This is a genomic window from Streptomyces physcomitrii, from assembly GCF_012273655.1.
Taxonomy (GTDB): domain Bacteria; phylum Actinomycetota; class Actinomycetes; order Streptomycetales; family Streptomycetaceae; genus Streptomyces; species Streptomyces physcomitrii.
Genome location: NZ_JAAWWP010000006.1, coordinates 201,176 through 222,195, shown reverse-complemented (window position 1 = coordinate 222,195; position 21,020 = coordinate 201,176). Strand labels below are relative to the sequence as shown.

General features: G+C 71.5%; 17 protein-coding genes and 2 tRNA genes. 8 read left to right on the top strand and 11 right to left on the bottom strand.

Annotated elements, in window-relative coordinates; genetic code table 11:
• Positions 1-210: 210 nt before the first annotated feature.
• Positions 211-672 (top strand): MarR family winged helix-turn-helix transcriptional regulator, encoded by a 462-nt coding sequence (locus HFV08_RS12650; protein WP_168538902.1) that lies wholly within the window; start codon positions 211-213, stop codon positions 670-672.
• 173 nt (positions 673-845) lie between these two features.
• Here the strand turns inward: HFV08_RS12650 and HFV08_RS12645 are convergent, their stop codons facing one another.
• The gene (locus HFV08_RS12645; protein ID WP_168538900.1) at positions 846-1,784 is read right to left on the bottom strand and encodes an AraC family transcriptional regulator; all 939 of its coding nucleotides are present in this window, start codon (positions 1,782-1,784) and stop codon (positions 846-848) included.
• A gap of 103 nt (positions 1,785-1,887) precedes the next feature.
• Here HFV08_RS12645 and HFV08_RS12640 point away from each other — a divergent pair, with 103 nt between their 5' ends.
• Positions 1,888-2,559 (top strand): SDR family oxidoreductase, encoded by a 672-nt coding sequence (locus tag HFV08_RS12640; RefSeq protein ID WP_168538898.1) that lies wholly within the window; start codon positions 1,888-1,890, stop codon positions 2,557-2,559.
• A gap of 126 nt (positions 2,560-2,685) precedes the next feature.
• On the opposite strand, the gene HFV08_RS12635 is transcribed toward HFV08_RS12640, so the two are convergent.
• The 3 genes from HFV08_RS12635 to HFV08_RS12625 all read right to left on the bottom strand — a co-directional run bounded on the left by HFV08_RS12635 (position 2,686) and on the right by HFV08_RS12625 (position 4,715).
• Positions 2,686-3,555: an alpha/beta fold hydrolase gene (locus tag HFV08_RS12635; RefSeq protein ID WP_168538896.1), complete on the bottom strand. Its 870-nt coding sequence runs from the start codon at positions 3,553-3,555 to the stop codon at positions 2,686-2,688.
• Positions 3,556-3,655: 100 nt separating this feature from the next.
• Positions 3,656-4,120, bottom strand: coding sequence for a hypothetical protein (locus HFV08_RS12630; protein ID WP_168538894.1), 465 nt, complete (start codon positions 4,118-4,120; stop codon positions 3,656-3,658).
• Between the two features lie 521 nt (positions 4,121-4,641).
• A tRNA-Pro gene (locus HFV08_RS12625) sits at positions 4,642-4,715 on the bottom strand.
• A gap of 137 nt (positions 4,716-4,852) precedes the next feature.
• Here HFV08_RS12625 and HFV08_RS12620 point away from each other — a divergent pair.
• Both HFV08_RS12620 and HFV08_RS12615 read left to right on the top strand, forming a co-directional pair.
• Positions 4,853-5,353, top strand: coding sequence for a DUF309 domain-containing protein (locus tag HFV08_RS12620; RefSeq protein WP_168538892.1), 501 nt, complete (start codon positions 4,853-4,855; stop codon positions 5,351-5,353).
• Positions 5,354-5,451: 98 nt separating this feature from the next.
• On the top strand, positions 5,452-7,587 hold the full coding sequence (locus HFV08_RS12615) for an MDR family MFS transporter (protein WP_168538890.1): 2,136 nt from the start codon (positions 5,452-5,454) through the stop codon (positions 7,585-7,587).
• Positions 7,588-7,757: 170 nt separating this feature from the next.
• Here HFV08_RS12615 and HFV08_RS12610 read toward each other — a convergent pair whose 3' ends face one another.
• Entirely contained in the window at positions 7,758-8,945 is a 1,188-nt protein-coding gene (locus HFV08_RS12610; RefSeq protein WP_168538888.1) for a thiolase family protein, read from the bottom strand.
• A 281-nt stretch (positions 8,946-9,226) separates the two neighbouring features.
• Between HFV08_RS12610 and HFV08_RS12605 the strand changes: the two genes are divergently transcribed.
• The 3 genes from HFV08_RS12605 to HFV08_RS12595 all read left to right on the top strand — a co-directional run bounded on the left by HFV08_RS12605 (position 9,227) and on the right by HFV08_RS12595 (position 12,037).
• Positions 9,227-9,300, top strand: a tRNA-Pro gene (locus HFV08_RS12605).
• A 264-nt stretch (positions 9,301-9,564) separates the two neighbouring features.
• Positions 9,565-10,545 (top strand): guanitoxin biosynthesis L-enduracididine beta-hydroxylase GntD, encoded by a 981-nt coding sequence (gntD, locus tag HFV08_RS12600; protein ID WP_312885582.1) that lies wholly within the window; start codon positions 9,565-9,567, stop codon positions 10,543-10,545.
• Between the two features lie 73 nt (positions 10,546-10,618).
• The gene (locus HFV08_RS12595) at positions 10,619-12,037 is read left to right on the top strand and encodes a glycosyltransferase family protein (RefSeq protein WP_168538886.1); all 1,419 of its coding nucleotides are present in this window, start codon (positions 10,619-10,621) and stop codon (positions 12,035-12,037) included.
• A gap of 157 nt (positions 12,038-12,194) precedes the next feature.
• Here HFV08_RS12595 and HFV08_RS12590 read toward each other — a convergent pair whose 3' ends face one another.
• Positions 12,195-13,166: a phage baseplate protein gene (locus HFV08_RS12590; RefSeq protein WP_168538884.1), complete on the bottom strand. Its 972-nt coding sequence runs from the start codon at positions 13,164-13,166 to the stop codon at positions 12,195-12,197.
• Between the two features lie 270 nt (positions 13,167-13,436).
• On the opposite strand from HFV08_RS12590, the gene HFV08_RS12585 reads away from it, so the two are divergent.
• Positions 13,437-14,873 carry a glycoside hydrolase family 30 protein gene (locus tag HFV08_RS12585; RefSeq protein ID WP_168538882.1) on the top strand — a complete coding sequence of 479 codons (1,437 nt, stop codon included), beginning with the start codon at positions 13,437-13,439 and terminating at the stop codon, positions 14,871-14,873.
• A 105-nt stretch (positions 14,874-14,978) separates the two neighbouring features.
• Here the strand turns inward: HFV08_RS12585 and HFV08_RS12580 are convergent, their stop codons facing one another.
• The 5 genes from HFV08_RS12580 to tdh all read right to left on the bottom strand — a co-directional run bounded on the left by HFV08_RS12580 (position 14,979) and on the right by tdh (position 20,936).
• Positions 14,979-17,198, bottom strand: coding sequence for an NADP-dependent isocitrate dehydrogenase (locus tag HFV08_RS12580; protein ID WP_168538880.1), 2,220 nt, complete (start codon positions 17,196-17,198; stop codon positions 14,979-14,981).
• Positions 17,199-17,342: 144 nt separating this feature from the next.
• The gene (locus HFV08_RS12575) at positions 17,343-17,702 is read right to left on the bottom strand and encodes an MmcQ/YjbR family DNA-binding protein (RefSeq protein WP_040255386.1); all 360 of its coding nucleotides are present in this window, start codon (positions 17,700-17,702) and stop codon (positions 17,343-17,345) included.
• Between the two features lie 52 nt (positions 17,703-17,754).
• The gene (locus HFV08_RS12570; protein ID WP_168538878.1) at positions 17,755-18,666 is read right to left on the bottom strand and encodes a LysR family transcriptional regulator; all 912 of its coding nucleotides are present in this window, start codon (positions 18,664-18,666) and stop codon (positions 17,755-17,757) included.
• Positions 18,663-19,880 (bottom strand): glycine C-acetyltransferase, encoded by a 1,218-nt coding sequence (locus tag HFV08_RS12565; RefSeq protein WP_168538876.1) that lies wholly within the window; start codon positions 19,878-19,880, stop codon positions 18,663-18,665. Before HFV08_RS12565 ends, HFV08_RS12570 begins: the two co-directional genes overlap by 4 nt.
• A gap of 27 nt (positions 19,881-19,907) precedes the next feature.
• A complete protein-coding gene (gene tdh, locus HFV08_RS12560; protein WP_168538874.1) occupies positions 19,908-20,936 on the bottom strand; it encodes an L-threonine 3-dehydrogenase in 1,029 nt (342 codons plus the stop codon).
• Positions 20,937-21,020 lie beyond the last annotated feature (84 nt).

The following is a 21,020-nucleotide window of genomic DNA, read 5'->3' as shown; positions in this document are numbered from 1 at the left end:
ACCAGGGCCGGCCGCTCCTGGTCGGCGGGCATGACCACAGCGGACCTCAGCCGGTCTCCATCTTCACACAGATAATCAGCAGCAAGATGATTGAAGAGCATACGAATCTCATAGGTGCCGCGCAAACAATCTGGGCGAAGACGATTCCTTGGTACGGTCGGTCGAGACGCACCCCCGCCGTGCCCGCAGACCCGCAGAGAGGTGGACCGCATGCCGCCCAAGGCCGCGGACCGTGAGGCCGCGTACTTCCCGAGACTCGCCGCGGAGCGCCTGGACATCGCCCTGTGCCGGGCCTCGGCCGCGGTCGCCCGCGCCGCGGAAGCCCGGGCCGGCGAATCCGGCATCGGCGTCGGGCAGCATCTGGTGCTCAAGATGCTCGCCGAGGTCGGCCCCAGCTCGCAGCGCGTACTGAGCGACCAACTGCGGATCGACCGCAGTGTCATGGTCGGCATCTGCGACAGCCTGGAGAAGGCGGGGCACGTACGGCGCGAACGCGACACGGACGACCGCCGCGCCTACGCGGTCACCCTGACCCGCTCCGGCCGTCGGCTCCTCGCCCGCGCCGAGGACGCGGTACCCGAATTCCTCGACGACACCTTCGGGAACCTCACCCCGGCCGAACGCGAGCGGCTCTCCACCCTGCTCACCAAGTGCCTGGGGCTGCGCTCCTGAGGCGCTTCGCCCCTCATCTCGGGGCCGCGCAAGCGATCTCGCGAGTTCGGCCGCCCTATGCTCGACGGCCGCTTGCTCCCGGCCGAGCAGTCAACCGAGCAGTCGACCGAGACGCGCGCGACGGTCAGCGCTGACCGCTCAGATCCCGGGCCGCGGAGCGCGGTCGGAGGACGCTAGCCGTTCGGCTGCGCCGCGACGGTACGGGAGGCGGACCGGAAACGGCCCGGCGGTACGCCTCGTTGGCGGCGGAAGGCGCGGCTGAAGGCGTAGACCGAGGTGTAGCCGACATCCCGCGCGATCTGTTCGAGGGGATCATCGGTGTCACGGAGGCGGCGTGCGGAGAGGTCGAGGCGGCGCCGGGTGAGGTAGGCGGCGGGCGTCTCGCCCAGGGTGGCGGGGAAGCGGCGGGCCAGAGTCGCCCGCGAGACGGCGGTCGCGCGGGCGAGTTCCGTGGTCGTCCAGGCGCGGCCGGGTTCCGCGTCGATCATGGCCATCGCCGTACTGACGACGGGGTCGCGCAGTGCGTGCAGCGGGGATGCCGAGCCGCCGTCGTCGCGTTCGAGCCAGTCGCGCAGGGCCTGCACGAGGAGCACATCGACGAGACGGGCGAGGACGACCTGGCTCCCCGGGCCCGGCGAGGTCAGTTCGCGGCCCACGAGGCGGACGGTCTCGGCGAGCCCTCCGCCGTCGCCCCGGCCGCGGAGCAGGACGGTCTCGGGCAGCGCCGCCAGAATGGACGCGGAGGCCGTGGGGTCGTGCGAGAAGTGCGCGCAGAGGATGTGCGTGTGCGCCTGCCCCTGCCCCATCCGCACCGTGCCGTCGCCGGTGAGGGTGTAGCCGTCGGAACGCTCCGGTGAGGTGCGGGCGAGTGCGTCGGGGTCGCCCGCGAGGGCGTGGGCGCGACCGCTCGGGAGCAACAGGACGTCACCGGCACGGAGTTGCAGCGGTGCGAAGCCCTCGGGGGCGACCCACACCGCGCCCGAGGTCACCGCGTGGAAGGCGGCCCCGGGCCCCTGGACCGACCACCAGCCCCAGTCGTCCCCCGCGGCGATGCGCGCGCCGAGCACACCGCGCACCACCTGCGCGTCGATGAGTCCGGTCAGGGCATCCATAGTGCGCACACGCTAACAGGAGGAGCTGTGATGAGCTGTACGGATATCTCATTGAGCAGATCTGTCATTGAGACACGCATTCGCGAATCCTACGGTGGTGGTCATGAAGATCGAAGGAAGCATCGCACTCGTCACCGGCGCCAACCGCGGCCTCGGCCGGCACTTCGTCCAGCAGCTCCTCGACCGGGGCGCCGCGAAGGTCTACGCCGCCGCCCGCAGGCCGGAGACCGTCGACGTACCCGGCGCGATCCCGCTGGCGCTCGACATCACCGACCCGGCCGCGGTGGCCGCCGCCGCGGCCGGCGCCCCCGATCTGACCCTGCTGGTGAACAACGCCGGCACCACCACGGGCAGCCACCTCGTCACCGGCGACCTCACGACGATCAGGCAGGAGATCGACACGAACTTCTACGGTCCGCTGGCGATGATCCGCGCGTTCGCACCGATCCTGGCCCGCAACGGCGGTGGCGGCATCCTCAACGTGAACTCCCGCCTGTCCTGGCTCTCGTACCCCGGCGCCGGCGCCTACGCCGCCTCGAAGGCCGCCGCGTGGAGCATGACCAACGGGGTACGCCTGGAACTCGCCGGGCAGGGCACCCAGGTCACCGGCCTCTACCTCAGCGCCACCGACACCGACATGATGGCCGGTTGGGACATCCCCAAGAACGACCCGGCCGACGTCGTGACCGTCGCACTCGACGGCCTGGAGGCTGGCGCACCGGAGGTGCTCGCCGACCAGGAGACCAGGGAGACCAAGGCCGCACTCGCCACCTGAACCGAGCCGAAGACCGTCAGATCACGGCCCTCCCCCACCTCAACTCCGGCTTTTCCTCGCGAGGTTGACGTACGGGTATCCCATCCCGGGTTGCGCACCGCGCTGGTCACCGTCGCCGGATCGATGTCAGGCGACTGCCGCACCGTGCCGGGTGAGCCAGAAGTCGAGGAGGGCGGAAGCCGCTTCAGCGGGTTTGTGCACATTGGGGGAATGCCCGCCGCCCTCGATCCGGACGTACCTGGCTCCCAGTTGACGGGCCATCCGCTCCACGCCGTCAGGGTCCCATGTCTCGTCAGGGGTGCCGGAGATCACCGATACGGGAACGCTCATGCGGGCCAAGTCAGCCGTAGCGTCGGTCTCGTCCAGCATGTGTTGCGCGACAGCCGCCAACTGGATCGGGCTGTTGCTCATCCATCTGCGCTCGAGGAAGCGTTCGACATGCTCGGGCACGGACTCGTTCTTGCTTCGCACCAACGGCCAGATCTCGGCCAGGGACATCGATTCCACGGCGGAGAGCAACAGGCGCAGGCGTTCCCGCTGCCAAGAAGAGACTGCGCCGGGACCGAAGTTCATCAGGGTGACCGACGCCCATAGTGAGGGATCCCCCTGGGTCGCGATGACCGCCGCGCGCACAAGACTTCCCCCGTACGAATGACCCAGCAGATGCACCGGCCCAGTGCCCAGGGAACGAGCAACAGCTACCAGATCACGGGCCAAGTCGTCCCGGGAGTGCGAGGGCGCCGGGGAAGCATCGCCGGTCTCGTACTGGCCTCGGCAGTCCAGGGCCAGTACACGTACACCGTCGGCGCTCAGGGCGGGCAGCATGGGGAGGAAGTCCTCTTTGCTGCCCATGAAGCCAGGTACGAGCAGGGCCGTCCCCCGCACCGGGTCATGCCCGGCAGGTGGAACATCCAGGGCGGCGAAGACGCCCCGCTCCGTGTGGAGACGCACCGGACGCGCATGGTCCGGGGTCTCCAGGCTCAGCAACTGACTCATGAACAGCATGATAGGTGCGGCCCCCGCGCAGATGTTGCCACCGCTTTGAGCGACGGCAACACACAACCTGTTTGCCTCAAGGCGCAGTTCGCGGATACTTCTACCCTTCGGATTCTCCGCGTGGTTCAGGCACCCTCGCCTGCGATTCATGGCGGTGCCAGCCGCCGAAGCGCCCGAGAGCCTTCCAGAACCTCTTCTCACTGTTGCGCTCGGTCTGCCGGGTGGACTCCCAGGTGAGGATCTCCCGCCCGTAGACACCCCGAGCCAATTCGTTCACGTCGCTCTCGATAAGGCGCAGGTGTTTCCCCAGCCTCTGGATTCCGTCGTTGCTGTCCCGCAGGTACAAGTAGGCGACCAGGAGCACCAGCCCGACAAGCAGGATTCGCCACAACCCGAGGCCACTGCCGAGAGTTGCCGCGATGGCGGTGGCCGCGCCAGCGTATCCGGCCAGTTGTTGTCGGGCTCCGATCCTCTGGACCACTTCAGACCGCAGGGATTCGTACTCCTTCATGCGAAGACCGATGATCTCGACAGCCTTCTCGTGCTCACTTGTGCTCGCGCCCACGGCACCCCCTTGTCGCCGTGCATAATGCCCATTCCCGAGGACGGCCACGCCTACTCCGCAGCTCTGAGAGAGGTGAAAGCTTTCCCTGACCCTGCTAGTCATTTTGTCTTACCGGATCAACACCGCAGGGGCGTCGCCGGCGACCGTCGGGAGGCCAGGATCAACAGTGCCGCGATCGACCGGACGCCAGCACCCGAGCACAACTACAGATCGAAAAGATCGCGAAGGAATGTCGCCGCTGCCAACTGGAAATCCGCCGCGCATTCTCCGTTCGCGAACTTCACTGTCCGCCTCGGATCTCTTCCGGGGAACCCTCCAGTGCTCCGTACCCCTCGGAAGACAGCCGTACTTGCTCGGTGAACCAAAAGCAACGAGGACACATGGTCACAAAGCTCGGCTACGAGCCGCTGCGCCGCCACAGCCGCCGAGGCAGCCCTCGGGCCCCCACCTGGCCCCCAGGAATGGCCAAGGGCCGGTTTCGGAAATCTCCGAAACCGGCCCTGAACTGCGACTGTCTCCAGTCGGGACGACAGGATTTGAACCTGCGACCCCTTGACCCCCAGTCAAGTGCGCTACCAAGCTGCGCCACGTCCCGGCCGCATGTCCCGGGCGGCTCGCGCTCGTGATCATGCGTGCAGAACTTTACCCCACCTCGGGGCCTGGCTCCGAATTCGGGGCCCGCCGGGGTATCGGCCCCGCGCCCCTCGCGCCGCCACCCGCGACAATCGGAGCATGAGCCACACCCCGGACCGCCCCCGTGACCGTGACCCCGAGGGCCGTGCCCGCAGCGCGCGGCCCCGTGACGGGCTCGGCCGGCCGCTGCCGTACGGCGCCGAGGGGGTCGCGCGGCAGCCGGAGGGGCTGGTGCGCACGCCGGAGCAGACGGTCGACGAGGCGCAGGGGCTCCTCGACAGGGGCCGCCCCTTCCACGCGCACGAGGTCTTCGAGGACGCCTGGAAGTCGGGACCGGCCGGGGAGGAGCAGCTCTGGCGCTCGCTCGCCCAGCTCGCCGTGGGGCTGACCCACGCGGCCCGCGGCAACCGTACGGGCGGGCCCAGGCTGCTCCGCCGGGGCGCCGACGGGCTCGCCGAGTGGGCGGACCGCACCGGGACCCCGGAGCCGTACGGGCTCGCCCTCCCCGGACTCCTCGACTGGGCACGGGAGTTGGCCGACCGTACGGAGCACGGACAGGCCCCGGTGGACGCGGGGGCCGAGGCACCCCGGCTGCGCTGAGCCACCCGGCAGCCGCGGAAGAAGTGCGGAAGAACCGCGGAGAACACCGGCCACCGTGTCCACCGGGGCCCGCCCGTCACCGGAGCGGACCGCCCCGCATGCAGGGCCCGCCGGGCGGTGTGAGGCTGGCTGCTGTGACGACGACGGAGGACGCCCCGAGCGCGGCGGAGCGCGGGCCCGCCGCAGTGCCGGCGCCTCCGGTGCTCGACGCCCGGCGGCGGAACATCGTCTTCGGGACGGTCATGCTCGGGGTGCTGCTCGCCGCGCTGGACCAGACGATCGTGGGCACCGCGCTGCCGACGATCGTCTCCGATCTCGGCGGCGCCTCGCACATGTCCTGGGTGGTCACCTCGTATCTGCTCGCGGAGACGGTGTCGACCGTGCTGGTCGGCAAGTTCGGGGACCTCTTCGGGCGCAAGCTCGTCTTCCAGGTCTCGGCCCTGATCTTCATCTCGGGGTCGTTCCTGTGCGGCCTGGCCACCAATATGCCGCTGCTCATCGCCTGGCGGGCGCTGCAGGGCATCGGGGCGGGCGGTCTGATGGTCACCGCGATGGCGCTGATCGCCGATGTGATCCCCCTGCGGGAGCGCGGCAAGTACCAGGGCGCGATCGGTGCCGTCTTCGGGGTGGCGACCGTGGTCGGGCCGCTGCTGGGCGGGCTGTTCACCGACCATCTGACCTGGCGGTGGGCCTTCTACATCAACGTCCCGCTCGCGATCCTGGTCGTCGTGGCCGCCGCCCGGACCATCCCGCATCTGCGCTCGGCCGTCCGGCCCGCGATCGACTACCTCGGCATCGCCCTGGTCGCCGCCGGGGCGAGCGCGCTGATCCTCGCGACGAGCTGGGGCGGCAACGAGTACGGCTGGGGTTCGCCGGTCATCCTCGCGCTGTTCGCCAGCGGGCTGCTGGCCCTCGCGCTGTTCTGCCGGGTGGAGACCCGGGCGGCGGAACCGATGCTGCCCATGCGGCTGTTCGCCAACCCGGTGGTCGCCGTCTGCTCGGTGCTCAGCTTCATCGTCGGCTTCGCCATGCTGGGCGCGCTGATCTTCCTGCCGACCTATCTGCAGTACGTGGACGGGGACTCGGCGACCCTCTCCGGGGTCCGCACCCTGCCGATGGTGATCGGCCTGCTCATCGCCTCGGTCGCCAGCGGCAACGTGGTCAGCCGCACCGGGCACTACCGCAGCTTCCCGATCGTCGGTGCCCTGGTGATGTGCCTGGGCCTGTTCCTGCTCTCGCTGATGGAGCGCGGCACCGGCGCCTGGGCGGCCTCGCTGTACATGTTCGTCCTCGGTGCCGGGATCGGCCTGTCCATGCAGGTGCTGACCATCGCCGTACAGAACACCGTGGACTACGCCGACCTCGGCACCGCCACCTCCGGGGTCACCTTCTTCCGTACGCTCGGCAGCGCCTTCGGCACGGCGGTCTTCGGGACCATCTACGCCAATACGCTCGGGCCCAACCTCGAACAGGGGGTGGCCGAGGCGGCCCGGGCCTCCGGGACCGGGGCGGGGCGGATCGCCTCGGCCGCGCGGAGCCCGGAGGGGGTGCACGGGCTGCCGGACGCCGCCGCGGTGCCGGTCATCGACGCCTACGCCGACTCCGTCCACACCGTCTTCCTGTGGACGGTGCCGGTCGCCGCCGTGGGGTTCTTCGTGGCCCTCTTCCTCAAGCAGGTCCGGCTGCGGGACACCGCACGCGTCGGCGGCAACGACATGGGCGAGGCCTTCGCCCAGCCCTCCGGGCCCGGTTCGGCGCCGCTGCTCGAACTCTCCGTGGCGAAGATCCTGCGCACCACCCGCCCCGGCACGCTGCGCAGTGTGCTCCGGGGCGCCGACACCCGGCTCGATGTCGCCGGGGCCTGGGCGATCATGCAGGTCGAGCTGTTCACGCGCCTGGTGGGGCACGCGAGTCTGGGGCTGATCGCCGCGCGCCGCCAGCTGCCGCCCGAGGTCCTGGTGCCGGTCTTCGACCGCATGGTCGAGGAGGGCTATCTGACCCGGGACGGACTCCTCTTCGCGCATACCCGGGCGGGCGCGCGGGAGGCCAGGGTCCTTTCGGAGGCCTGGGCGCAGTGGCTCGGCGGGCAGCTGGAACACGACATGCCCCGGCCCGACGACCGGCAGCTGCGCGCCGCCGTCGACACCATCGCCGGGCGTCTGCTCGCCGAGGACCTCGCGGCCGCCCTGCCTCCGCACGAACCCTCGTTCGCGGGGTCCAGCAGCAGCCGCTGAGCAGAAGGGGCAGGGCTGCTCGGGAGCCGCCACGCAAGGGGCCGGGCTTCTCGCCGTACGGCCGAACCGGTACGGGGCTGCCCCGCACGGCCGAGCAGGGGCGGGGCCGCTCACGCACGGCCGAGCGGGGGGCGGGGCCGCTCCCGTACGTATGCGCCCCGCCCCGGAGTTCAGCCGCGTTCGACGAGTACCGCCGAGCCCTGGCCGACGCCGACGCACATGGTGGCGAGGCCCTTGGCGGCGTCGTTGCGGCGCATCCGGTGCAGCAGGGTGGTGAGGATGCGCGCCCCGGAGGAGCCGAGGGGGTGGCCGAGGGCGAGGGCGCCGCCGGTGGGGTTCACCCGCTCCGGGTCCACACCGAGGGTGTCGACGCTGGCGAGCGCCTGGGAGGCGAAGGCCTCGTTGAACTCCGTCTCGTCCAGGTCGGCCAGGGACCAGCCGGTGCGCGCGAGCGCCTTGCGGGTGGCGGGGACCGGCCCGATGCCCATGACGTCGGGGTCGACCCCGGCCGAGGCCCCGGCCACGTACCGGCCGAGGGACTCCAGGCCCAGTTCCTCCAGGACCTCCTCGGAGACCAGGAGCAGACCGGCAGCACCGTCGTTCATCGGCGAGCTGTTGCCCGCGGTCACGGTGCCGCCCTGGCGGAACACCGGCTTGAGCGAGCCGAGTTTGTCCAGGGTGGTGCTCTCGCGGATGCACTCGTCGGCGTCCACCACCACCCCGTCGGGCCGGGTGACGGGGAGGATCTCCGCGTCGAAGAGGCCGTTCTTGCGGGCGTCGGCGGCGCGCTGGTGGCTGCGGAGCGCGAAGGCGTCCTGGCGTTCACGGCTGATCGCGTAGCGCTGGGCCACCTCCTCGGCCGTCTCACCCATGGCGAGGACGCCGTGCAGGTCCTTCATCCGCGGATTGGTGAGCCGCCAGCCGAGCCGGGTGTCGAAGGTCTCCATCCTGTGCGGCAGCGCCTCGTCCGGGCGGGGCAGTACGAAGGGGGCCCGGCTCATCGACTCGGAGCCGCCCGCGAGGACGACCTCGGCCTCCCCGCAGGCGACCATGCGCGCGGCGCTGGTCACCGCCTCCATGCCGGAGGCGCAGAGCCGGTTGACGGTGGCGCCCGGCACCGAGTCCGGCAGGCCCGCGAGCAGGGCCGCCATCCGGGCGATGTTGCGGTTGTCCTCGCCGGCCTGGTTGGCGGCGCCCCAGTACACGTCGTCGATACGCGCGGGGTCGAGTGCGGGCACCGAGGCGAGGAGCCCCTTGATGAGGCCCGCGGCCAGGTCGTCGGGGCGTACGGAGGAGAGCGAACCGCGCAGCTTGCCGATCGGGGTGCGGCGGGCAGCGGCGAAGTGGACGGGACGCACGAGGGGGTCTCCTAGTCGACGGTCCGAAGGCCCGGGCGTCCGGTGGGGCGCCGGGTACGGAGGGTGGCGTACCCCTCCGCGCGGACGAACAGTCATTAATTAGCACTGGTAGTTTAGGACTATAGTCCGCGACCGACACGGGCGGAAGGCCCGGTTCGGCACCGCCAACCCGCCCTGCCGCACCGGGAAGCCGCCGGAAAAGGGGTGCGCGACCACCACCGCGAGTGCGGTATGGTTTCTGTGCGCGTTCGGCCAGGGGAAAGCCCAGGTCAGACGAGCAACGGGACGTGGCGCAGCTTGGTAGCGCACTTGACTGGGGGTCAAGGGGTCGCAGGTTCAAATCCTGTCGTCCCGACATATGTCGGAGGGCTTCGTGCCCGGATCAGGGCTCTGCTCTCACTTCGGTGAGGCAGGGCCCTCGCTCGTTTCCGGGTCCCTGTCGCGCCCCCTCCCCGGGAGCGCACCGGAGAGGCCGCGGGGAACCTGCCCGTTCGGACCCGGGCCGTGCCCGCCTGCTGACCGAGAGCCCCGGGCCGGGAGCCGACGGGGTGTGAGTGGGCGCGGCCGGGAATGCTCTCCCGGACCGGAACACCCGCCGAGCACGGGGGGACGCGCCTTGGTGCGAGACGCATGGACCACCATCGAGCTGGACACCGCGCAGGCCGCCGCGGCCCGCGAGTTGACCGCCGCGCTGGCACGTGAGCATCCCGCACCCGACGACGAGGACTTCCTGCGCACGGTACGCGGCCGGGCCGCCGCCCTGCCGCCGCACCTGGTGCGGGGCCTGACCCGGCTGCGGTACGACGACGGGCCCCCGGCGGTGCTCGTCCGCGGCTTCCCGGTGTCCGGGGACGTGGGGCCGACCCCCGCGCACTGGCGGGAGCGGGACCCCGGGGCGACCCTGCTCCAGGACTACTGGCTGGCGCTGCTCGCCTCGCTCACCGGGGAGCCGTTCGGCTGGTCGACCCTGCAGGACGGGCGGCTCTTCCACGACGTCCTGCCCATCCGCGGCGACGAGCGGGCGCAGACCGGGCACGGCAGCAGCGCCCTGCTCGAATTCCACACCGAGGACGCCTTCCACGAGCACCGCTGCGACCATCTGCTGCTGCTCGCCCTGCGCAACCCGGACCGGGTCCCGACGACCCTCGCCTCGGTACGGGACGTGCGGCTCACGTCGGGCGAGCGGGAGGTGCTGTTCCGGCCCCGGTTCCTGGTACGGCCGGACGCGGAGCACCTGCGGCACATGGACACCGAGGAGGCCGCCGCGTACGAGCGGCCGGTCGCGGTGCTCTTCGGGGACCGCGCCGACCCCTCGGTGCGGATCGACCCGCCGTACATGGCGGCGCTGCCCAGCGACCGGGAGGCGGCCGCGGCGCTGGAGCGGCTGCGCGCCGGACTCGCCGCGCGCCTGGCCGAGGTGGTGCTGGAACCGGGCGACGCGCTGGTCGTGGACAACCAGCGCTGTGTGCACGGCCGGGCGGCCTTCCGGGCCCGGCTCGACGGCACCGACCGCTGGCTGCGGAAGCTGACGGTCACCCGGGACCTGCGCCGCTCGGCGGGCCGGCGCACCGGCACCGCCTCCCGGGTGCTGCTCGGCTGAACCGGCCCGGTCCGGCCCGCGCCCCCTGTGATCGGCCCTCCCCCACCGCGACCAGACCCCCAAGGAGATCCCCGTGCGCATAGCGCTCGTCTCGGGTGACGGACTGCCCCTGTCCGGCCTGCTCACCGTCTTCCGCAACATCCTGGAGACCGGCCGCGAACTGGGCCTGGTGGACGGGCAGGTGCCGACCGACCTCGGCTACGCCTGGCGGCCGGACAAGGAGGGGTACTTCCCCGCGGGCGGCCCCCGGCCGCTGCACTCACCGTGGATGGAGCCGACGCGCCACCGCCTGCGGGACGGACTGGACGACGCCGAGCGCGGCCGCCGCCTGCTGGCGGTACGGGACGCGGTGGCCGCCTGGGACACCCTGGACGCCGGGGCGCGGGCGGAGACCAGGCGGCGGACGGCCGCGCTCACCGCCCCCTTCGAGGAGTACTTCACCGCCTGGCTGGCGGAGCACCGGCCGGACTGGGTGGTCGCGATCAATATGACGCTCTCGGACGGGGTGCCCGCGACGGCGGGGCTGCACGCGGCGGCAGGGACGTACTTCGCGGACCGGCCGGGCGGTGTCGTCTTCTGGGACCACGACCTCTTCGGCAGCTGCGCGATCCGCGATCCGGACACGGGGGCACGGGTCTATCCGCCGGAGCCGAACGAGCTGACCCCGCTGCCGCAGGACACACCGCACACGCGCTGGGTGGTGATCTCGGAGGGGCTGGCGAAGGAGACCGCGGGCTACCCGACGGACGCGGCGCCCAGGGTCCTGTCGAACCTGCTGCCCCGGGTGCCCGCGGGGGCGCCGGAGGAGCGGCACCGGGAGTTCGCGCGGCAGCAGGGGCTGGCGGAGGGGCGCCCGCTGCTGCTCGACCCGGTGCGGGTGTTCCAGGTGAAGGGGGTGGACGTGGCGGTGCGGCTGCTCGCGGAGATGAAGGAGATGGCGCGCGCGGCGGGCGATCCGGTGCCGTATCTGCTGGTCTTCGGCGGGCTGGACGAGGACCCCCGGTACGCGCGGGAGGTGGTGGCGCTGAGCGAACGGCTCGGGGTGGCGGAGGACGTGCGGTTCCTGGACGGGGTGCCGCTGTCCAGCTTCCGGGACGACGAGGGGCGGTGGCGGCTCGACGAGGTGGATCTGCTGCGGCTCGCGGCCTCGCGCGCGGGCGGTGTGGTCTTCACGCCGGGGGTGAGCGACGTGGAGACGATGGGCCTCGGGCCCGCGCTGGCGGCGGTCGCGGGCATGCCGTGTGCGGTGACGGAGTACGACGTGTTCGCCCCCGTCTACGGAGAGGGCTTCGGCCGGGTGCGGCTGGGGACGGGCGAGGCGGAGCTGCGCGCGGGCGCGGCGGCCTTCTGCGAGGTGCTGCGGCGCCACCGGGCCGGGGACCCGGCACTGCGCGCGGAACTGGCGGCGAACCGGCGGGCGGTGGAGGACCGGTTCCCGCGCGAGCCCTGGGAGCGGTTCTGGCGCGAACTGGCGGAGGACGTCGGGGAGTAGTCCGGGGCCGGGCACGGGGTGAGGGCCCTGTTCCCCCCCATCTGTGGGAGGGAACAGGGCCCTCAGCGGTGTCCGGGGCTGAGTCCGGGCCGAGCCGCGCGGGCCGGGTCGGCCGTGCGGCGCGTGGCGGGACAGCCGGGCCGCGCGGGCCGTTCCGTCAGATCAGTACGTTCTTGTGGAAGACGTTGGCGTAGCGGTTGATGTTGCCGACGCTGGTGCGGGAGGCGAAGCCGAAGCAGAGGCGGACCTCGCCGCCGGAGGTGCGCATGATGGCCATGCCCTCCGGCTCGCGGTAGACCAGCGACTTCCCGGCCTTGGTGAGGAAGCGTTCGACGACCTTGCCGGTGTTCAGATCGATGCTGGTGACATAGGAGTTGATGTCCGCCGCGTCGGCGTGGCCGGTGCCGTCCAGGGTGTAGAGGTAGCTGCCGAGGACGGTGTAGCCCTGGAAGGTCACCGAGCCGTTGCCGAGCGTGGGCTGGGTGATCTTCGCCAGTTCCTTGGTGAAGGTGCCGTTCTCCACATCGATGCTGGAGAAGTCGTACAGCCGGAAGGTCATCTTGCCCGATTCCTTGCGGCGGACCAGGATGCGGCTGTTGACGGGGTCGGTGGCGCAGGTGATCGTGTCGCTGCCGGTGAAGAACTTCTTGATGCCCGAAGGGGCCGCGCCGGCCACGAACTTGAAGCGGGCGAGGGCGGTGCCCCGGCCGCTGTCGTCGCTGCTGTCCGCGTCGCACTCCACCCATACGTAGGAGTCCTTGCCCACCGGCTCGACGCCGATCGAGACTCCGTGGCCCGCCTTGTCGAGGTGCATCGAGCCGACGACCTTGCCGGACTCGTCGAGCTGGTTGATGCAGAGGTCGTCGCCCGAACTGCCGTCGCGGATCTGGACGATGAACAGCCGCCGGTTGACGGCGTCGAAGGCCATGCCCTGCATGGCGTGGTGCGCCTCGTCGAGCATGACGCCGCGGAAGACGTCGTAGGAGGGCTCGGAGAGGTCGAAGCGCTGGGAGGCGGGCACCGCCGCCCGGGCGCTGCCCGCGGTGAGGGTGCCGAGCACCCCCGCGGAGAGCAGTCCCGCACCGCCCGCTCTGAGGACTCCGCGCCGAGAGAACTTCGCCTGTGCCATTCCGGCTCCCCGTGACTGTGGCTCGTGGTTTCCTGGGCGGTTCAAGATCCTGGCACGTGCGAGACAGCCTGTCAGCGGGTGCCGGAATCCCGGGGAGAGGTCCGACCGGGCGCCGTATGCCCGGTTCTGACGGTGTGACACATGGCATGTCCATGAAAATTTCTGGGTGGCGCGGTGTGCCCGGCCGACCCTCGGGAATGGTGCCAGCGAGGCCGCCCCGAAGCTGCTGCCTCCCGTACCGCGTCCCCCCACACACGCGAGGATCACCACGTGCCGCCCCTCTCCCTTCCGCTGTCCGGCGCCCGTATCGCCTCGGCCGTGAGCGCCCTCGCGCTCCTCGCCGCCACCCAGGCCCTCGGCCCCTCCCCCGCCCGGGCCGCCGCCCCGCGGGCCGAGGTCTGGGTCACCACCCCCGACGGCGGCCGGAAGCTGGCGCACGCCGCGAGCCTCGGCTTCGACACCTCCCCCGGCCCCGGCGACATCAGCATCGACCCCGAGGACAAGGAGCAGCGCTTCACCGGCGCCGGAGCCTCCCTCACCGAGGCCTCCGCCAAGCTCCTCGGGCAGCTCCCCGAGGAGCGGCGGGACCAACTGATGGAGGACCTCTTCGCCACCGGCGAGGACGGCATCGGCCTCGACTACCTCCGCCAGCCCCTCGGCGGCAACGACTTCGTCGCCCGGCTGCCCTACTTCTCGTACGAGGACACCAAGGGCTCCTTCTCCATCGCCCGCGACGAGAAGGAGGTGCTGCCGCTGCTGCGGCAGGCCCGGAAGATCAACCCCGGGATCCGCATCATGGCCTCGCCCTGGTCGGCCCCGGGCTGGATGAAGGAGAACGACAGCCTCAGCGGCGGCCGGCTCGCGCCCGAGCACCAGGAGGACTTCGCGGACTACCTGGTCCGCGCCCTCAAGGCGTACGCGAAGGCCGGTGTCCCCGTCCAGGACCTCACCGTCGCCAACGAGCCGCTCTTCCAGGCGATCTACCCCTCGATGCTGATGTCCTCGGGGCAGCAGACCGCGCTCTTCGAGATCCTGGACCGCAAGCTCACCGCGGCCGGTCTGGACACCGGGCTCTGGGCCTTCGACCACAACTGGGACCACCCCGAGTACGCCCTCGACGTCCTGCGCAGGACCGCGGACATCGAGCGGGTGCGCGGCGCCTCCTTCCACTGCTACGGCGGCCGGCCCGAGCAGCAGCTGGACGTGCGCGAGGCGGGCGAGCGGGTGCTGTTCACCGAGTGCTCCGGGACCGACGGCGAGGACGGCGTCCAGGACTTCTCCCGGGCGCTCGGCTGGCAGACCGCCAACTGGCTGATCAGGACGCTGCGTTCGGGCGCCGAGACGGTCGTGCTGTGGAATCTCGCCCTGGACCCGGAGGGCAAGCCGCACTTCGGGTACTGCCGGGGCTGCAACGGCGTGGTGCAGGTGGACGGCGAGAACGTGCACAAGAACGCGGAGTTCTATGTGCTCGGCCACCTCTCGAAGTTCGTGGACCGGGGCGCCCGGCGCATCGGCTCCACCAGCGAGGGGTCCGGCGGGGTGCAGACCGTGGCCTTCCAGAACCCGGACGGCAGCCGCGTCTGCCTGGTGCTCAACGGCACCGGGAAGAGCCGGAGCTTCACCCTCACCGACGAGGGCAAGTCGCTCTCGTACAAGCTGCCCCGGGGCGCGGTGGCCACCTTCGCCTGGCCCGGCGGGAAGGGCTGAGGCAGCGGGAGAGCGGAGCGGCCGAAGGGCCCGGCGGCAAGGACGCGAGGGCCGCGGACACCCGGGGGTGTCCGCGGCCGTCACCGCTTCGTGCGGGCCGGTGCCTCAGGCGAGGGTGGCCAGCGCCTGGTTGAGGGTCGCGGAGGGGCGCATGACCGCCGCGGCCTTGGCCGTCTCGGGCTGGTAGTAGCCGCCGATGTCGGCCGGGGAGCCCTGCACCGCGAGGAGTTCGTCGACGATGGTCTGCTCCTGCTCGGCGAGAGTCTTGGCGAGCGGGGCGAAGGCCTCGGCGAGCTTGGCGTCCTCGGTCTGCTTGGCCAGCTCCTGGGCCCAGTAGAGCGCCAGGTAGAAGTGGCTGCCGCGGTTGTCGATGCCGCCCAGCTTGCGGCTCGGGGACTTGTCCTCGTTGAGGAAGGTCGCCGTGGCGCGGTCCAGGGTGTCGGCGAGGACCTGGGCGCGGGCGTTGCCGGTGGTCTGCGCGAGGTGCTCGAAGCTCACCGCGAGGGCGAGGAACTCACCGAGGCTGTCCCAGCGCAGGTAGTTCTCCTTGACCAGCTGCTGGACGTGCTTGGGCGCGGAGCCGCCGGCGCCCGTCTCGAAGAGGCCGCCGCCGTTCATGAGCGGGACCACGGAGAGCATCTTGGCGCTGGTGCCCAGCTCCAGGATCGGGAACAGGTCGGTGAGGTAGTCGCGCAGGACGTTGCCGGTGACCGAGATGGTGTTCTCGCCGCGGCGGATGCGGTCCAGGGAGAAGGTGATCGCGTCCACCGGGGACTTGATCTCGATCTGCAGGCCCGCCGTGTCGTGCTCCGGCAGGTACTGCTCCACCTTCGCGATGAGGTTGGCGTCGTGGGCGCGGCCCTCGTCGAGCCAGAACACGGCCGGGTCGCCGGTGGCGCGGGCGCGGGTGACGGCGAGCTTGACCCAGTCCTTGACGGGCGCGTCCTTGGTCTGGCACATCCGGAAGATGTCCCCGGCGCTGACCGTCTGCTCCAGGACCGCCTTGCCCGCGCCGTCGAGGACCCGCACGGTGCCGGTGACCGGGACCTCGAAGGTCTTGTCGTGGCTGCCGTACTCCTCGGCCTTCTGCGCCATCAGGCCGACGTTCGGGACCGAGCCCATGGTGGCGGGGTCGTAGGCGCCGTGCGCGCGGCAGTCCTCGATCACGGCCTGGTAGATGCCCGCGTAGCTGCTGTCGGGCAGCACCGCGAGAGTGTCCGCCTCCTCGCCGTCCGGGCCCCACATGTGGCCGGAGGTGCGGATCATGGCCGGCATGGAGGCGTCGACGATGACATCGCTCGGCACGTGCAGGTTGGTGATGCCGCGGTCGGAGTCGACCATGGCCAGCTCGGGGCCCTCGGCCAGCTCGGCCTCGAAGGAGGCCTTGATCGCCGCGCCCTCGGGCAGCGACTCGACGCCCTTGAGGATGCCGCCCAGACCGTCGTTGGGGGTCAGGCCCGCCTCGGCGAGGACCTTGCCGTACTCGGCGAAGGTCTTCGGGAAGAAGGCGCGCACCACGTGGCCGAAGATGATCGGGTCGGAGACCTTCATCATGGTGGCCTTCAGGTGGACGGAGAAGAGCACGCCCTCCGCCTTGGCCCGGGCGACCTGCTCGGTGAGGAACTCGCGCAGCGCGGCCACCCGCATCACGGAGGCGTCCACGACCTCGCCGGCCAGTACCGGTACCGCCTCGCGCAGCACGGTGGTGGAGCCGTCGTCCCCGGCCAGCTCGATGCGCAGGGCGCCGTCCTCGGCGATGACCACGGACTTCTCGGTGCTGCGGAAGTCGTCGGTGCCCATGGTGGTGACGTTGGTCTTCGACTCGGGGCTCCAGGCGCCCATGCGGTGCGGGTGCGCCTTGGCGTAGTTCTTGACCGAGGCGGGGGCGCGGCGGTCCGAGTTGCCCTCGCGCAGGACCGGGTTGACGGCGCTGCCCTTGACCTTGTCGTAGCGGGCGCGGATGTCCCGCTCCTCGTCGGTCTTCGGGTCGTCCGGGTAGTCCGGCAGCGCGTAGCCCTGCTTCTGCAGCTCGGCGACGGCGGCCTTCAGCTGCGGGATCGAGGCCGAGATGTTCGGCAGCTTGATGATGTTCGCGCCCGGCGTCTTCGCCAGCTCGCCCAGCTCGGCGAGGGCGTCGTCGATCCGCTGGCTCTCCTGGAGCCGCTCCGGGAAACTGGCGATGATCCGCCCCGCCAGAGAGATGTCACGGCTCTCCACGCGCACTCCTGCCGTGGAGGCGTATGCCTCGATCACCGGCAGGAACGAATACGTCGCCAGGGCCGGGGCCTCGTCAGTGTGCGTGTAGATGATGGTCGAGTCAGTCACCGGGTGCTCCGCTCCACGTCTGCAACATTGCTCGACATCAAGATATCCCCTGCCGGAGCGACCTCTCGTCGGACCCTGCCCCGAGCGGCGCCCCATGGACCCCTGGCGCCCGCGCAGGCGCCGGTGAGCTGCGGTTTCACGAAATCATTCCGCCGTGGGGACGCCCAGGCCCGGGTGGGCGTCGAGCAGGGCGGGCCCGGCGGCCTGGCGCCAGGAATCCGCCAGGATGTCGTACAACTCCTGTTCGTCCTCCAGGGCGGCAAGGCGGACCCGGATCCAGGCGAAGGAGGCCTCGTGGTCCGCGATCCAGAACTTCTCCGGTTCGGCGCGCACCAGCTCGTTGCCCTCCTCCTTGGGGCAGCGCACCGCCATCGAGGTCTCCTCCTCGGGCAGGGTGGCGAACATCCGCCCGGAGACCCGGAAGGTGGGCATGCTCCAGGCGACCTTCTCGACCGTGTCGGGCAGCGAGAGCGCGATACGGCGCACATCCTCGGCGTCAGGCATGGAAGGAACCGTAGCCGCCGCCACCGACAATGCCCCGCCGCAAGGCCCCGGGTCAGCGGACGCTGTCCCCCGCCGCCTCGCCGAGGGCCCGCAGGACCGGCCTGATCAGGGGGTGCTGCTCGGCCCCGCAGCGCACCGCGGCGAAGACCCGGCGGGTGGGGGCGATCCCCTCCACCGGCCGCACCGCCACGCCCCGCAGATCCATCCCGTGCAGGGCCGAGCGCGGGACGAGGGCGACGCCCGCGCCCGCCGAGGCGAGGGAGACCACGGCCCGGAAATCGTCCGAGGAGTGCTCCATCTTCGGCTGGAATCCGGCGTTCTCGCAGGCGAGGACCACCACGTCGTGGCAGGGGTTGCCCGGGTACGGGCCGATCCAGGACTGGCCGGCGAGTTCGGCCAGCGGGACCCGGCCCGCGGTGCACAGGGCGTGTCCCGCGGGGACCACCGCGTCGAAGGGCTCCGCGTAGAGCGCGACCCGGGTCAGGCGGGGGTCGTCGGCGCCCGGGCCGCCGCGGTACTCCACGGCGACGGCCACGTCGACCTGCCGGTCGAGGACCATCGGCAGGCTCGCGTCCCCCTCGGCGTCGCGCACCCGGACCCGGATGCCCGGCGCGCTTCCGGCGAGCCGTACCACCGCGGGGGCGACGACCAGGCCGATGCCGGTGGCGAAGGCCGCGACGGTGACGGTGCCCGCCTCGCCGGAGCCGTAGCGGGCCAGTTCCGCCTCGGCGCGTTCGAGCTGGGCGAGGACGGTGTTGGTGTGGCTGAGCAGGATCTCGCCCGCCGGGGTCAGCCGCACCCCGCGGGCGCTGCGCTCCACGAGGCGGTGGCCGGTCTCCTGCTCCAGGGCGGTGAGCTGCTGGGAGACGGCGGAGGGGGTGAGATAGAGCGCGGCGGCCGCGGCCGTGAGGGTGCGGTGGTCGGCCACCGCACGGAGGATGTGCAGCCGCCGCGCTTCGATCATGCCGCCGATTCTCCCAGGGGGGCCGCCTCCAGTTCCGCGCGGGCCGACACGAAGGCCTCGACGGCCCGGTTCACGTCCTCGGTGGAGTGCGCCGCGGAGAGCTGCACCCGGATCCTGGCCTGACCCTGCGGGACCACCGGGTAGGAGAAGCCGATCACGTACACCCCGCGTTCCAGGAGGAGTTCGGCCATCCGTCCGGCGACCGCCGCGTCGCCGATCATCACCGGGGCGATGGCGTGCTCGCCGGGCAGCACGTCGAAGCCCTCCTCGGTCATCCGGGTGCGGAAGAGCGCGGTGTTCGCGTTCAGCCGCTCGCGCAGCTCGCCCGCGGACTCCAGGAGGTCGAGGACCTTCAGGGAGGCGGCGGCGATCACCGGGGCGAGGGTGTTGGAGAAGAGGTACGGGCGCGAGCGCTGGCGCAGCAGGGCGACGATCTCGGTGCGCGCGGCGACATAGCCGCCGGAGGCGCCGCCGAGGGCCTTGCCGAGGGTGCCGGTGAGGATGTCGACGCGGTCCATGACGCCGTGCAGCTCGGGGGTGCCGCGGCCGCCCTCGCCGACGAAGCCGACGGCGTGCGAGTCGTCCACCATGACCATCGCGTCGTAGCGCTCGGCCAGGTCGCAGATCTCGCGCAGCGGGGCGAGGTAGCCGTCCATCGAGAAGACGCCGTCGGTGACGATCAGGCGGCGGCGCGCGTCCCCGGCCTCCTTCAGGCGCTGCTCCAGCTCGCCCATGTCGCGGTTGGCGTAGCGCAGGCGGCGGGCCTTGGAGAGGCGGATGCCGTCGATGATGGAGGCGTGGTTGAGGGCGTCGGAGATGACCGCGTCCTCCTCGCCGAGCAGGGTCTCGAAGACGCCGCCGTTGGCGTCGAAGCAGGAGGAGTAGAGGATCGTGTCCTCCTGGCCGAGGAAGGAGGACAGCCGGCGTTCCAGCTCCTTGTGCACCTCCTGCGTACCGCAGATGAAGCGCACCGAGGCCATCCCGTAGCCCCAGCGGTCGAGCGCCTCGTGGGCGGCGGCGAGGATCTCGGGGTGGTCGGCGAGGCCGAGGTAGTTGTTGGCGCAGAAGTTGAGCACCTCGCCGGGCTGCCCGCCCGCGGTCACGGCGACGGCGCGGGACTGCGGGGTGGAGATGACGCGCTCGGGCTTGTGCAGACCGGCCGAGCGGATCTCGTCCAGGGTGGCCCGCAGGTCGGCGCGTACGGAGTCGAACATGTGGCTGTCTCCAACGGTGAGGTGGGGTCAGGAGGTCCAGTCGAGGATGACCTTGCCGCCGCGTCCGGCGGCCGCGTCCTCGAAGGCGGCCTCGTGGTCGCGGAAGCCGTAGCGGCCGGTGATGACCGGGGAGAGGTCGAGCCCGCCCTCGATGAGGACGGTCATGGCGTACCAGGTCTCGAACATCTCCCGGCCGTAGATGCCCTTCAGGGTGAGCATCGAGGTGACCACGCGGGCCCAGTCGACCGCGAACTCCTCGGCGGGCAGGCCGAGCATGGCGATCCGGCCGCCGTGCGTCATATTGGCGATCATGTCGCGCAGGGCCGAGGGGTGGCCGGACATCTCCAGGCCGATGTCGAAGCCCTCGCGCAGGCCGAGCTGCCGCTGGCCTTCGGCGATGCCGGACTCCGCGACGTTCAGGGCGAGGCTGACCCCGATCTTGCGGGCCAGTTCGAGGCGGTCCTCGCTCACATCGGTGATGACGACATTGCGGGCACCCGCGTGCCGGGCCACCGCGGCGGCCATCAGGCCGATCGGTCCGGCGCCGGTGATCAGGACGTCCTCGCCGACGAGCGGGAAGGAGAGCGCGGTGTGCACGGCGTTGCCGAAGGGGTCGAAGATCGCGGCGACATCAAGGTCGACCGGGGCCCGGTGCACCCAGACATTGGAGGCGGGCAGCGCCACGTACTCGGCGAAGGCGCCGTCCCGGCCGACCCCGAGCCCGACGGTGGCCCGGCACAGATGCCGCCGGCCGGCCAGGCAGTTGCGGCACTTCCCGCAGACCAGGTGGCCCTCGCCGCTGACCCGGTCGCCGACCGCGGTCTCGGTGACGTCGCGGCCGGTCTCGACGACCTCGCCGACGAACTCGTGGCCGAGGACCAGCGGGGTGGTGATGGTCTGCTGGGCCCAGCCGTCCCAGGACCTGATGTGCAGGTCGGTGCCGCAGATCCCGGTCCGCTGGACCTTGATGAGCACCTCGGACGGCCCGATCACCGGCTCGGGCACGTCCATGAGCCACAGACCGGGCTCGGCCTTCTCCTTCACCAGCGCCTTCACGTCACGGCTCCTGTCGTACGGCTCACGGCGCGCGGGCACGAAGAGGACCTGGCCGTGGACAAGGGGTGGGGTTGCCAGCACGGG

Bases quoted from the DNA above. Each gene is read 5' to 3' on its own strand.
- HFV08_RS12650 (WP_168538902.1), top strand. From the start codon at position 211: ATGCCGCCCAAGGCCGCGGACCGTGAGGCCGCGTACTTCCCGAGACTC.
- HFV08_RS12645 (WP_168538900.1), bottom strand. From the start codon at position 1,784: ATGGATGCCCTGACCGGACTCATCGACGCGCAGGTGGTGCGCGGTGTG.
- HFV08_RS12640 (WP_168538898.1), top strand. From the start codon at position 1,888: ATGAAGATCGAAGGAAGCATCGCACTCGTCACCGGCGCCAACCGCGGC.
- HFV08_RS12635 (WP_168538896.1), bottom strand. From the start codon at position 3,555: ATGAGTCAGTTGCTGAGCCTGGAGACCCCGGACCATGCGCGTCCGGTG.
- HFV08_RS12620 (WP_168538892.1), top strand. From the start codon at position 4,853: ATGAGCCACACCCCGGACCGCCCCCGTGACCGTGACCCCGAGGGCCGT.
- HFV08_RS12615 (WP_168538890.1), top strand. From the start codon at position 5,452: ATGCAGGGCCCGCCGGGCGGTGTGAGGCTGGCTGCTGTGACGACGACG.
- HFV08_RS12590 (WP_168538884.1), bottom strand. From the start codon at position 13,166: ATGGCACAGGCGAAGTTCTCTCGGCGCGGAGTCCTCAGAGCGGGCGGT.
- HFV08_RS12575 (WP_040255386.1), bottom strand. From the start codon at position 17,702: ATGCCTGACGCCGAGGATGTGCGCCGTATCGCGCTCTCGCTGCCCGAC.
- HFV08_RS12570 (WP_168538878.1), bottom strand. From the start codon at position 18,666: ATGATCGAAGCGCGGCGGCTGCACATCCTCCGTGCGGTGGCCGACCAC.
- HFV08_RS12565 (WP_168538876.1), bottom strand. From the start codon at position 19,880: ATGTTCGACTCCGTACGCGCCGACCTGCGGGCCACCCTGGACGAGATC.